Source organism: Neisseria sp. P0021.S005 (assembly GCF_051956955.1).
In genome coordinates, this window is sequence record NZ_JBQCWY010000051.1 from 1 (window position 1) to 12846 (window position 12846).

Here is a 12846-nt window from a genome sequence, read left to right on the forward strand (position 1 = left end):
CCAACAAAGCCATGCCCATAAAGGGTTTGAATGTAGAACCCGGCGGATAAAGGCCTTGGGTAACGCGGTTGATCAAAGGCTTTTTCCAATCGTCATTCAGCATTTTCCAAGTGTCGCTGTCGATGCCATCAATAAAGAGGTTGGGATCGAAGGAAGGTTTGGAAACAAATGCCAAAACAGTACCGTCTTGCGGATTGATGGCCACCAATGCGCCACGGCGGTCGCCCAAGATGCGGTCGGCTTCCTGCTGCATGCGGATATCCATGCCTAGGCGCAAGGTTTGCCCCATTTTGGACGGGACATTTTTCAATATGCGGACGATATTGCCGTAAGCGTCTTTTTCGACTTCCTGATAGCCTGGGATGCCATGAAGCTGGTGTTCGTAATATTTTTCCAAGCCTGATTTGCCGATATGCGTACTGCCGCGATAGAGGGCAGTCAGGCCTTCTTCTTCCAGAATTTCTTTGTCTTTATCGCTAATACGGCCGATGTAGCCTAAGAAATGGGAGGTCAGCTTGCCGTAAGGATATTCGCGAAATGTGCGTGAGTTGACCTCTACGCCTTTGAATTCGCGCAGATGCACGGACAAACGGGCTGCCTCTTCATCGGTCAGCCTGAGCTTGAGTGGGATATTTTCAAATTTTCGATAGCTTTCGCGGTATTTTTTGAAGCGTTTTAAATCTGTCGGCGTGATATCGACGTATTTTTTCAATGCTTCAATGACATCTTCCATCTTACCTTCGATGCGGCTGGGAATAACTTCGAGCGAAAAGACTGGATAGTTTTTGGCCAAAGGAACGCCGTTGATATCGACGATTTCGCCACGTACGGGCGGAGTTGGAATCAGGGTGATGCGGTTACTCGATGCCTGACCGGAAAACTCATTGTGTTGAGTCACTTGCAAGTAAAAGAACCGCGCCAGCAAGATGGAAAAGAAGATGACAATCAGGACAAAAGCAACGAGCAGGCGCAATAAAGCGTCGGCTTGTGCAGCCTGAGCAGAAGGTTTTTTGGTATGTTGACCACCGGAAAGACGGCGTGGAAGAATCGGTTTCATCTTTTCAGTGGGAGCGGTAAATACGGGTCACAATCAGCATCAGCTGGCTGAGTATCGGCCAAAGCAATGCGCCGACAAATGGGGCAACAAAGCCTTGCAAAGTAATGACCTGATGATTGAGGAACAGACGGGCAACAGTTAAGACGGCCTGATTGAGAAGCAGCGCAGCCAAGACAGCGGCCAATTGCATAATATGGCCGTAAAGCATGATTTGGCGGCGGCGGTTTAAGATGAAATAAGTCATCACGACGTAAGACAGGGCATGTAATCCCAAAGTCGCGGCGGTTGCTGCATCGACAATCAGACCGATGGCAAAAGCCAGTCCCATGCCTGCGCGTTGCGGTTGGTGCAATGCCCAATACAGTAACATCAGTGCCGTCATTTCAGGCAGCCAGAAGAATCCGTCAAAGGAAAACGGCATAAAGTCCAGTATCATCATCACAATGAGACTGGCCGCCATGATGTGCAGCGGTACTGCACGGTAAGAATCGTCAAAATCGTTCATGAAATCAGCGTGGGGAAGAAGGGCCGGAAGAAAGTACCAAGACAAAACGGCTGCTGCGTAAAGCGGCCAAAGGCGTCAGTTGCGTATCGTAATAAGGCGTTCCCGATGCGCGAACAACCTTGCTGACGGTTGCAACGGGAATCCCCGCCGGATAAGTACCATCCAAACCAGAAGTCAGCAGAATATCGCCGGGTTTCAAGTCTGAGCCGGTTGGGAAATAGCGCAAATCCAAACCGTTGCCATTGCCGTATGCCAAGTTGCGTTCGCCGGTACGGCTGACGGCTATGGGGACAATGCTTTGTCCGCTTGAGATCAGTTCAATTTCCGCGCTTTGTGTGTGGACTTGTGTCAACAGGCCAATCAAACCGCTTTGATCGATGACCGCATCGCCAACTTTCAAGCCATCTTGGCTGCCCTTGCCGATAATCAGTCTTTCGGAAAGCGGATCTTTACCATTGGAAATGACTTCCGCACCGATAACGTTGTGAATGCCTTTTTGTTGCAAACCGTACAGTTTTTTCAATTCGCGCAATTCATCGGTATTGACTTTATCCCGCTGCAAATCGATTTTCAGACGGCCATTTTCTTCCAAAAGCCGGCGGTTCTGTTCCAAGAGCTCAGATTTGGACTGGGAGAGGTCGGCAAAATATTGATAAAGTTGAACAGGTTGATTCGCCAGCCATTGAACAGGATAGAGCATGGGCATTACTGCCGCACGTACAGGCTGCATCAATGAAAAGCGGTAATCGGCCACCATCAGGCCGGCAGCCAGCGTGATATAAACGACAAAACGAGGCAACAGCTTAGGGCCTTTTGCCTCGTCAAAGCGCAAAGAAGAGCGTTCCATAACCATCTACCTTATGGGTTTTCCGTGAATACGGTATCCCATTTGCCGATATAGTCCAAAGCCTTACCGGCGCCATAGGCAACGCAGTTCAGAGGCTGGTCGGCAATACCGACGGGCAGGCCGGTTGCATCGGCTAAGACGGTATCAATACCGTGCAGAAGCGCGCCGCCGCCGGTCAGCATAATGCCTCGGTCGGCAATGTCGCCGGCCAGTTCGGGTGGAGCCTGTTCCAAAGCCAGACGGACGGCACGGATGATTTGATTTACCGTTTCACTCAATGCTTCACGGATTTCATTTGATGTAACCGCCAAGGATTTAGGCGTGCCTTCAGCCAGATCACGGCCTTTAATGCGCATGGCTGTTTCGGTTTCAAAGCCCGATGCAGAGCCGATTTGTTTCTTCAATTCTTCTGCCGTAGCTTCACCAATCAAGACACCGCGATGACGGCGCAGGTAATGGATGATGCTTTTATCGAATTCATCGCCGGCTGCGCGGACAGAAGCAGAATAGGCCATGCCGCCCAGTGAAAGAATACCGATTTCAGTCGTACCGCCGCCAATATCGACAATCATCGAACCTGCCGCATCTTCAATCGGCAAGCCTGCGCCTAAAGCGGCAGCCATCGGTTCTTCAATCAAATGTACGCTTGCCGCGCCGGCGGCAAACGCTGAATCCAAAATCGCTTTACGTTCCACTTGGGTAGAGCCGCCCGGAACACAGATAACCACACGAGGCGGAACCAAAGACCGTCCTTCGGTGGCTTTTTTAATCAACATACCCAGCATACGCTCGGTAATCACAAAATCAGCAATCACGCCGTCCCTCATCGGGCGGACGATTTCAATATTGCGCGGCGCACGGCCCTGCATTTTTTTGGCTTCCGTGCCCACAGCCATAATTTTACTTTTATTGCCTGCGCCGGATTGAATCGCAACCATAGACGGTTCATCCAAAACAATCCCTTTGCCGCGTACAAAAATCAGCGTGTTGGCCGTGCCCAAGTCGATGGCAATATCATTGGAGAGGAAACGAGATAAAAGACGAAACATAGGATTCCTGAAATTCCGGCCCAGCCCGGATGTGTTTAGCATTATTTAAAATAAGAAAAACAGGTACACGGTTTAAGACGGATAAATGCCCCCTTAAAAGGCCGTCTGAATTAAAACACCATGCCAACCTGTTTGGTTTTCGGTTATAATTCTTCGCTTCATAGAAGACGAAATGCAATGATACCCCAAACCTAAGAGGCATTGCTATCAGACAAGGATTTTTTATGGCTTTAAGCTTAAATGATGTGGAAAAAATCGCAAAACTCTCGCGCCTCACTTTAACGGACGAAGAAAAAAACAAAACGCTTGCCGAGTTGAACGACATTTTCGCCATGGTTGAAAACATGCAAAGCGTCAATACCGACGGCATTGAACCCATGGCGCATCCGCACGAAGCCGCTTTGCGCCTGCGCGAAGATAAAGTGACTGAAACCGATCATGCCGCAGAATATCAGGCTGTTGCCCCCGAAGTGCGCAACCGACTGTATATCGTTCCTCAAGTGATTGAAGAATAAGGTTTCAGATGGCCTTTGCTTATCGGCAAGCCCCTATTGCAAGGCCGTCTGAAAGGATACTTTGTTCAGACGGCCCGATTTATTGATTTAAACGGATGTTTTCAATATCTGTTTTGAAAGCAAAAACTGTTTTATAGAAAGTACGGCACAATGACCGCTTACACGCTCAAACAAGCCAGCAGCCTGCTGCAATCCAAACAAATTTCCGCAGTCGAATTGGCGACCGAATATTTGGCCGCTATTGCTGCGAAAAACCCTGCCATCAACGGCTATGTGACCATCGATCAAGATAAGACCCTTGCTGAGGCCAAAGCAGCCGATGCGCGTATCGCAGCCGGCAATGCAACGGCTTTGACCGGTGTGCCGGTTGCTTATAAAGATATTTTCTGCCAAACAGGTTGGCGCAGTGCATGCAGCTCCAAAATGTTGGATAACTTTGTTTCTCCTTATACTGCCACTGTGGTGCAAAACCTGTTGGATGCCGGCATGGTGACTCTCGGCCGTACCAATATGGACGAATTTGCCATGGGTTCGACCAATGAGACTTCATTCTACGGCGCAACCAAAAACCCATGGAATCTTGAGCATGTTCCCGGCGGTTCGTCAGGCGGTTCGGCTGCTGTGATTGCGGCGCGTTTGGCACCGGCTGCGTTAGGTTCGGATACCGGCGGTTCTATCCGCCAGCCAGCATCGCATTGTGGCATTACCGGCATCAAGCCGACTTACGGTACGGTTTCACGCTTTGGTATGGTTGCTTATGCTTCCAGCTTTGACCAAGCCGGTCCTATGGCGCAAACGGCCGAAGACTGCGCGATTTTGTTGAACGCCATGGCCAGCTTTGACGAGCGCGATTCCACCAGCTTGGAGCGCGACAAAGAAGACTACACCCGTGATTTGGACAAGCCGCTCAAAGGTTTGAAAATCGGTTTGCCTAAAGAATATTTCGGCGAAGGCGCGGATGCCGATGTTCAGACGGCCTTGCAAAGTGTTATCGATTTGCTCAAAGCTCAAGGCGCAGAGACTGTTGAAGTTTCCCTGCCGCAAACATCATTGTCGATTCCTGCTTATTACGTTCTCGCCTCTGCGGAAGCAAGTACCAACTTATCCCGTTTTGACGGCGTACGTTATGGCCACCGTGCGGCGCAATTCGGCGATTTGGAAGAAATGTATAGTAACACCCGTGCCGAAGGTTTCGGCAGCGAGGTTAAGCGCCGTATCATGATCGGTACTTATGTATTGAGTCATGGTTACTACGATGCTTATTATCTGAAAGCGCAAAAACTGCGTCGTCTGGTTGCCAATGATTTTCAGACGGCCTTTGGTCAATGTGATTTCATTTTGGCGCCGACTGCACCGACTGCCGCGCCAAAACTCGGCAGCGACATTCACGACCCTGTACAAATGTACTTGTCCGATATTTACACCATCGCCGTGAACCTTGCCGGTTTGCCCGCATTGACTCTGCCAGCCGGTTTCAGCGCAAACGGCCTGCCGATTGGTGTGCAATTTATCGGCAACTATTTCTCCGAAGCCAAAATTTTGGGTGCCGCACATCAGGTTCAGCTGAGCAGCGATTGGCACACCAAAGCGCCGGAATAATGTTTTAGGGCCTTGATGATTCAAGGCCGTCTGAAAATAAACCATATAAAAGCGCCTGAATGTATTGAGGTGCTGCATATTGTAGATATTTAAAAACATGACAGCCACCGACTTCATTCAAATCATTGGGACAGCTGCGTTTGCCATTTCAGGCTATTTGGTCGGCTACAACAAGCGGTTGGATGTGCTCGGTGTCGTCATTACTGCGTTACTGACGGCTGTCGGCGGCGGCATGATACGCGATGGCTTGGTTGGCCGGATTCCGCAAGTGTTTTTGCAAACCGATGCGCTGATTGTTGTGTTTGCTACGCTTGCTATCGCATGGTTGATAAGGGTGCAACGTTATCGCAGCACCTATTTGGCCGCTGCTTTTATTATTGCCGATGCCATTGGTTTGGCAGCGTTCAGCATTACCGGTGCACAAATCGGTATGGCTTTGCAGCTTAATCTGTTCGGCGTTATTTCTTTGGCTTTTGTGACTGCCGTTGGTGGCGGTATTGCGCGCGATATTTTGGTCAATGATGTACCGATGATTTTGCGTACCGACCTTTACGGCAGCGTGGCTATTTTGATTGGCGGGCTGATTTATCTGTTCGGGCATTTGGGCTGGATTAATATTTTTACGTTAAACCTGCTCTTTGCCGGCGGATTGTTGTTCCGTCTGACTGCATACCATTTCCATTGGCAACTGCCCGGTTTCCAACGCCGCAGGAAATAAACTTATCTTACAGGCGGCCTGTTATGGTTTTTTATTCAGGCCGTCTGAAAAACGAATCACTCATTTAACCGATTAACTTTTTTTTCGACAGAAAGACCCTTATGACTTGGGAAACCGTAATCGGACTGGAAATCCACGTCCAACTCAACACCCAATCCAAAATCTTCAGCGGCGCATCCACTGCATTCGGTGCCGAACCTAATGCCCATGCCAGCGTGGTTGAGTGTGCGTTGCCGGGCGTATTGCCGGTAATGAACCGCGAAGTCGTCGAAAAAGCCATCAAACTCGGTTTGGCTTTGGATGCGAAAATTAATCAGAAAAACGTGTTCGACCGTAAAAACTATTTCTATCCTGATTTACCGAAAGGCTATCAAATCAGTCAGTTGGATTTGCCGATTGTTGAGCATGGCAAATTGGAAATCGTAGTGGGTGACGAGGTTAAAACCATCAATGTTACCCGTGCGCACATGGAAGAAGATGCGGGTAAATCCGTACATGAAGGTTTGAACGGTGCTACCGGTATCGACTTGAACCGTGCCGGTACGCCTTTGTTGGAAGTTGTCTCCGAGCCTGAAATGCGTTCCGCAGCCGAAGCTGTGGCATATGCTAAAGCGTTGCATGGTTTAGTGACTTGGCTGGATATTTGCGACGGTAATATGGCGGAAGGTTCGTTCCGTGTTGATGCCAACGTTTCTGTACGTCCAAAAGGTCAGGCCGAGTTCGGTACACGCCGTGAAATCAAAAACCTCAACTCTTTCCGCTTCTTGGAACAAGCCATCAATTATGAAGTGGAAGCGCAAATCGAAATTTTGGAAGATGGTGGTAAAGTACAGCAGGCAACCATGCTGTTTGATCCTGAAAAAGGCGAAACCCGTGTGATGCGTTTGAAAGAGGATGCGCACGATTACCGCTATTTCCCGGATCCGGATTTGCTGCCGGTCATTATTTCAGACGGCCAATTGCAAAAGGCCAAAGAGCAAATGCCTGAGTTGCCGCATGAAATGGCGGCGCGTTTTGTTGCCGATTACGGCGTGTCTGACTATGATGCGCGCCTGTTGACTGCCAGCCGCGCCCAAGCTGCCTATTTTGAAGAAGCGGCCAAAGCCTGCGGCCAAGGTAAATTGACGGCGAACTGGATGAACGGCGAGCTTGCCGCTACCTTGAACAAAGAAGGTTTGGAATTGGCTGAAAGCCCGATTACAGCTCCACGCCTTGCCGAGTTGGTTGCTAAAGTTGCAGATGGAACATTAAGCAGCAAATTGGCGAAAAAAGCTTTTGAAGCGATGTGGGCTGAGCCTGAAGCAGGTATTGCCGAAATCATCGAAAAACATGGTTTGCAACAGATTACTGACACTGGCGCAATTGAAGCGATGGTGGATGAAGTGTTGGCAAACAATGCGAAAGCCATTGAGCAATTCCGTTCCGGTAATGAAAAAGCCTTAAATGCGATTGTCGGCCAAGTGATGAAAGCAAGTAAAGGCAAGGCCAATCCGGCTCAGGTTCAAGAGTTGATTAAAGCCAAATTGGCTTGATAGATAGGATAGGCCGTCTGAAAACAGGTTTTATTTTCAGACGGCCTTTGTTTTTGATAATAAATTTATTCTAAATACCATGACACATACCATTACCTTACCAGATCAAACTACATTTACGGCGAATGAGGACGAAACTGTTCTTGCTGCCGCAACCCGTCAGAATTTAAATTTGCCTCATTCTTGCAAAAGTGGTGCCTGCGGGCAGTGTAAGGCTGAGTTGATTAGTGGCGAATTTGAAATGGGCAAACATATTGATAAAGCCATCAGTGAAGAAGAAAAAGCACAAGGTAAAGTGTTATTGTGCTGTACCACTGCAAAGAGCGACCTCAAAATCAATGTGCCGGGTTTTAATCAAAATGCTTTGCCGGTGCGCACTTTGCCTGTACGCATTGAAACGATTGAAATCAAACATGATGTTGCTTTGTTGCGATTGGCTTTGCCTAAAGCGCCGTCATTTGCATTTTATGCCGGACAATATATTGATTTGCTGCTTCCCGGCAATATCAGCCGCAGCTATTCAATTGCCAATTCTCCTGACCAAGAAGGTGTTTTGGACCTGCATATCCGCAAACGTGAAAACGGCGTATGCTCAGAAATGATTTTTGGTGCCGAGCCTAAAATCAAAGAAAAAGGCATTGTCCGCGTTAAAGGGCCATTAGGTACATTCACTTTGCAACAGGACAGCAATAAACCGATTGTTTTGTTGGCAACGGGTACAGGTTACGCACCTATCCGCAGCATCTTGCTTGATTTGATTCATCAGAATAGCGAACGTCAGGTTCATTTTTACTGGGGAGCACGTCAGCAGGAGGATTTGTACGCATTGGAAGAAGCAGAAGCATTAATAGACCGTCTGAAAAATGCGAAATTCTCGCCTGTTCTTTCTAAGCCTGATTCCGATTGGAAAGGGGAGAATGGGTACGTGCAAAATGTTGCCGCACAAAATTATCCTGATTTGAGCCAATACGAAGTTTATGCTTGTGGGTCACCAGCTATGACCGAGAGTGCGCAAAGTTTGCTGACTCAAAATTGCGCTTTACCGGAAGATGCCTTCTTCTGTGATGCTTTTTCACCGGCATAGGAATATATTTTACGGAATTCATATGTTTGGATAAGGGTATTTAGCATAGGGTTTGACGACAATTCGTTTGAAGAAGAGAGTGTGTTTTTGCACACTCTTTTTTTATACAGTAATTTTCAAAAAATATTTTTATCTTTAAGTAAAGACTATTCTGTTTGTTATCAAACATTAACTTGATTATCTATCATCAAGAAAAAGGCCGTCTGAATCTTTCAGACGGCCTTTGTTTTAAAGATAATATTAGCTACCAATCAGTTTCAAACGTTGACCGGGAGATACGGTACGGGTATTGCGGTTCCAACGGCGGATATCGTTAATATCAACATTGAAACGGCTGGCGATGGTGTTCAGGGTATCGCCTTTACGTACAGTGTAGGAAACGTTTTGAACCGGGTTGCTGCGGACTTTTGCCGGAGTAGCTGTAACACGGAGGATTTGGCCTTTTCTGATATTGTTGCCTTTGATGTTGTTGGCAATAATCAAATCAGCTACGCTCAAGTTGTAACGTTTGGAGATATTAAACAACGTATCACCATCTTCCACACGGTGTGTGCCTGCTGCAAGTGCTGCAGTTTGTGTGTTTTGTTGGCCATTTACACGGGCAAGACGCGCATTGATGCGTTGTTGTTGTTTAGCGGTATTGGCTGCGATACGTGCTGTACGAGCGCTTTCGGCAGTCACAACAGTTTGAACTTGTTTGGCTTCAGAAGTCGCTTCAGCAACAGTCGCTGCAGGTTCCTCCGCAGGTTGGCTTTGTACCAAAGCCATCAGGTCATCATGCTCTTCTTGAACCGGAGCAACAGCAACAGATTCAACTGCTGGAGTAGGGGCTACATCGTTTGCGGCAACAGTCGGTGCAGTCAAGTCGGCAGGGATAGCTGCTTTTGGTGCTTCAGCAACATTTGTGGCAGCAGGCTCAGCAGTAATATGGGTCATGGCTACAATAGGGGCGGCTACTTCCGCACTTGCAACTTGAGGCTGCGCCTTGGTTTCTGTTACCGCTACGGAAGTAACGTTTTCAGTTTTGCTGCGTGCAATAAAGTCAACCGGTTTGCTGGACTGTGGAACAACAGGAGCAACAATATTGGTCACGGTAGTTTGAGCAACTTTAACCGGTTCTGCTACGCTTGAAGCAATAATCGGCGACATAGCCGGCATATTGGATTGGTAAGTATCCGGCGTATTGTCTTTGTCGATAAAGTTAATAATGTCTTGACTTTGGGTAACTGAGTTTTTAGCCACCAAAATGCTGCGGCCTTCAGAAATGGCGCTACCGCTCAGGCCGTTGAGGCGTTTGAGTTCGGCTACGCTCATGCCGGTATCGTTGGCAATGGCGTTAAGCTTCTTGTTGCCCAAAGAAGTATAAATATCCCAAGACATCAGGGTATCTGGATTGGCATTGCGGTAGTTCTTTTCAAATGCAGAAACCGCAGAAACCGGCAACAACAGGCGACGATTGTTTTTAGGGATAAATACCGGGGCATTGAAACCTGGGTTGAGTGCCAACAGTTCGCTTTCGCTGATGTTTGCAAAACGAGCGATTGTGCTGTTATCAATAGGTTTGTCGATGCTGACAGATTTGAAATACGGCTGATTGCTGATTTCGCTGATATTCATACCGAAGGTTTGCGGATTGGCAACGATATTGCGTACTGCCAATAGTTTTGGAACGTAGTTGCGTGTTTCGTTCGGCATACGCAGGTTTTCGTATGTTGGTTCCAAACCTTGCGCACGGGCGCGGTTTACGGCACGGCCGACGTTACCTTCGCCCCAGTTGTAAGCGGCAAGCGCCAAAGACCAGTCGCCGAACATACCGTGCAGGTATTGCAGGTAGTTCAATGCAGCATCGGTAGCGGCGTAAACGTCGTGGCGGCCGTCATACAAAGGCGTTTTTTCCAAGCCGAAGTGGCGGCCGGTAGCCGGCATAAATTGCCACAGGCCGGATGCGCCGACGTGTGATTTGGCTTTGGTTACGAATGCGCTTTCAATGAAGGGCAGCAAAGCGATTTCGGCGGGCATATTGCGTTTTTTAACTTCATTGGCAATATGGTACATATAAGGTTTGCTGCGGGAGATGGTGCGGTCGAAATATGCACTGTTTGCAGCAAATTTGTTTTCATGGCGGCGAACCAGTTCTGTATTGACTTCGTTGATGCGGAAGTCTTTACGCAACGATGCCCATAAGCTGCCGGAGCCGAAGGTTTGTGCTTTGGCTTGGTCGAGCAGGGCGGAGTTGAGGCGCATCATGGCCATGCCGACTTGGTTGGGTGTAGCGTTTTGTGCGTAGGCTGTGGCGGAAACCGCCGACAGGCTTGAAACGGTCAGAGCGATGGTTTTTAGTTTTGCCATAGTAAATAAAGTTATCAAATATATAATAAAATTTCGTCTTTTTGATAGTATCGTTTCAGCATTTAAACGTCAAGTCGAGCAGGGAATTTGCTTGTGTGATGTGGCCGTGGTGTTAAAATTCTGTCACACAAGTCGGGATGCATAGGGGGCCTTTAATGGAAGTTTTTTTTATGCAAACGCCAATGGGACAATATCTTGCTCAAAAAGAGGCGGATTTTTTCAGACGGCATTTGCAGTATTTGAATAGGCAGGTGGCGGTTCAATTGGGCGGTGTATGGCAGAGGCCGTCTGAAAACATGCTTGTAGTGCCTCGCGATGTGCGGATGGATGCTGAAATGTTGGCATTTGAAACGCATTCCGTGGATGTGTTATTGATGCCCCATCTTTTGGAAGTTTCATCTGCAGATTTGGTGTTGCAAGAGGCGTTTAGGATATTAAAACCTGAAGGCAGATTGATTTTGACGGGGTTCAACCCTAAATCTTTGTGGGGGTTGAGCTCTTGGTTTGATGGGGAAAAGCTGCCTTTGAAATCTCAATGCTTGGCTCTGGCTGAGTTGAAACGAAAAATTGCGGATATTGGTTTTGAAATAGAATATGGGCAGTTTATGGATTATCTGCCTGCTGTGAATTCGCCTTCTGCTTTGAAGTTTTGGCGGTTTATGGAAAAGGCAGGGGATAGGTGGTGGCCGCAGTGTGCAGCGGTTTATGGGATGGTGTTAACGAAACATTTGATTGGTGTCCATCCTTTGCCTGAATTGGAATCTGCATTTGATGGCAATACGGTTGCTTTAAGTACGGCACGTTTGGCCGAATAGTTTTCAGACGGCCTGTATATTAATGATGAATTTGGAGAATAACGATGCCTGAATTACCTGAAGTGGAAACGACTTTACGCGGAATCGCGCCTCATATTGATGGCAAGAAGATAGAAAAAGTCATTATTCGCCAGTTTAAATTGAGATGGCCTATTCATCCAAACTTGGCGCAAATTTTGGCTGGGCACAAAGTTTTGGCATGCAGTCGGCGTGCGAAGTATTTGATTATTACTTTTGAAACGGGTATTTTACTTATTCATTTGGGTATGTCCGGAAGTTTGCGGATTTTTACCGCCGATGATGAGCGCATCGCCACGCCGGATAAGCATGATCATTTAGATTTTGTATTTGATGACGGCACCGTATTGCGTTATCACGATCCGCGTAAATTTGGTGCGGTATTGTGGTATGAGGGTATTGCCGAGCATCATCCGCTGTTGGAAAAACTGGGGCCGGAGCCGCTCTCGGACGATTTTGATGCAAATTACCTGTATCAGAAATTGAAAACCCAAAAGCGTGCAGTCAAATTAGCGCTGATGGATAATGCGGTGGTGGTTGGTGTTGGCAATATTTATGCGAATGAAAGTCTGTTTAAGGCAGGTATTTCGCCATTGCATCCGGCAAATAAGCTGACCAAGAAAGAATGCGCATTATTGGTGGAAACCGTTAAAGCGGTTCTGCAAAGGGCGATTGCAACGGGCGGCAGTACGCTGCGGGACTTTGTCAATAGCGATGGCAAAAGCGGCTACTTTCAGCAGGAATATACGGTCTATGGC

At 47.9% G+C, this 12846-nt stretch carries 12 protein-coding genes; 7 read left to right on the forward strand and 5 right to left on the reverse strand.

Features of this window, described 5'->3' with window-relative positions:
- From ACTHUE_RS05085 to ACTHUE_RS05100, 4 genes are all read right to left on the reverse strand, one after another.
- Window positions 1-1057 (reverse strand): penicillin-binding transpeptidase domain-containing protein (locus ACTHUE_RS05085; protein WP_440423079.1); only part of this gene is annotated, 1057 nt, incomplete at its 3' end.
- 4 nt (window positions 1058-1061) lie between these two features.
- Window positions 1062-1562, reverse strand: coding sequence for a rod shape-determining protein MreD (mreD, locus tag ACTHUE_RS05090; RefSeq protein ID WP_049336486.1), 501 nt, complete (start codon window positions 1560-1562; stop codon window positions 1062-1064).
- A gap of 4 nt (window positions 1563-1566) precedes the next feature.
- The gene (gene mreC, locus ACTHUE_RS05095; RefSeq protein ID WP_049336487.1) at window positions 1567-2409 is read right to left on the reverse strand and encodes a rod shape-determining protein MreC; all 843 of its coding nucleotides are present in this window, start codon (window positions 2407-2409) and stop codon (window positions 1567-1569) included.
- Window positions 2410-2420: 11 nt separating this feature from the next.
- Window positions 2421-3458, reverse strand: a complete 1038-nt coding sequence (locus tag ACTHUE_RS05100) for a rod shape-determining protein (protein ID WP_039862245.1) — start codon at window positions 3456-3458, stop codon at window positions 2421-2423.
- A gap of 224 nt (window positions 3459-3682) precedes the next feature.
- Between ACTHUE_RS05100 and gatC the strand changes: the two genes are divergently transcribed.
- From gatC to ACTHUE_RS05125, 5 genes are all read left to right on the forward strand, one after another.
- On the forward strand, window positions 3683-3973 hold the full coding sequence (gene gatC, locus ACTHUE_RS05105) for an Asp-tRNA(Asn)/Glu-tRNA(Gln) amidotransferase subunit GatC (protein ID WP_003685110.1): 291 nt from the start codon (window positions 3683-3685) through the stop codon (window positions 3971-3973).
- A 150-nt stretch (window positions 3974-4123) separates the two neighbouring features.
- On the forward strand, window positions 4124-5572 hold the full coding sequence (gatA, locus tag ACTHUE_RS05110; RefSeq protein ID WP_049336489.1) for an Asp-tRNA(Asn)/Glu-tRNA(Gln) amidotransferase subunit GatA: 1449 nt from the start codon (window positions 4124-4126) through the stop codon (window positions 5570-5572).
- 97 nt (window positions 5573-5669) lie between these two features.
- Window positions 5670-6290 (forward strand): trimeric intracellular cation channel family protein, encoded by a 621-nt coding sequence (locus ACTHUE_RS05115; protein WP_049336490.1) that lies wholly within the window; start codon window positions 5670-5672, stop codon window positions 6288-6290.
- Window positions 6291-6391: 101 nt separating this feature from the next.
- Window positions 6392-7822, forward strand: a complete 1431-nt coding sequence (gatB, locus tag ACTHUE_RS05120; protein WP_003685244.1) for an Asp-tRNA(Asn)/Glu-tRNA(Gln) amidotransferase subunit GatB — start codon at window positions 6392-6394, stop codon at window positions 7820-7822.
- A 79-nt stretch (window positions 7823-7901) separates the two neighbouring features.
- Window positions 7902-8906, forward strand: a complete 1005-nt coding sequence (locus ACTHUE_RS05125) for an FAD-binding oxidoreductase (RefSeq protein ID WP_004520131.1) — start codon at window positions 7902-7904, stop codon at window positions 8904-8906.
- Window positions 8907-9146: 240 nt separating this feature from the next.
- Here ACTHUE_RS05125 and ACTHUE_RS05130 read toward each other — a convergent pair whose 3' ends face one another.
- Entirely contained in the window at window positions 9147-11255 is a 2109-nt protein-coding gene (locus ACTHUE_RS05130; RefSeq protein ID WP_049336493.1) for a LysM peptidoglycan-binding domain-containing protein, read from the reverse strand.
- 155 nt (window positions 11256-11410) lie between these two features.
- On the opposite strand from ACTHUE_RS05130, the gene ACTHUE_RS05135 reads away from it, so the two are divergent.
- Together ACTHUE_RS05135 and mutM are read left to right on the forward strand one after the other, a co-directional pair.
- Complete coding sequence (locus ACTHUE_RS05135) at window positions 11411-12070, forward strand: class I SAM-dependent methyltransferase (protein WP_049336494.1); 660 nt, start codon at window positions 11411-11413, stop codon at window positions 12068-12070.
- A gap of 44 nt (window positions 12071-12114) precedes the next feature.
- Window positions 12115-12846, forward strand: a 732-nt coding sequence (gene mutM / locus ACTHUE_RS05140) for a DNA-formamidopyrimidine glycosylase (protein WP_440423081.1), incomplete at its 3' end; no start/stop codon positions are given.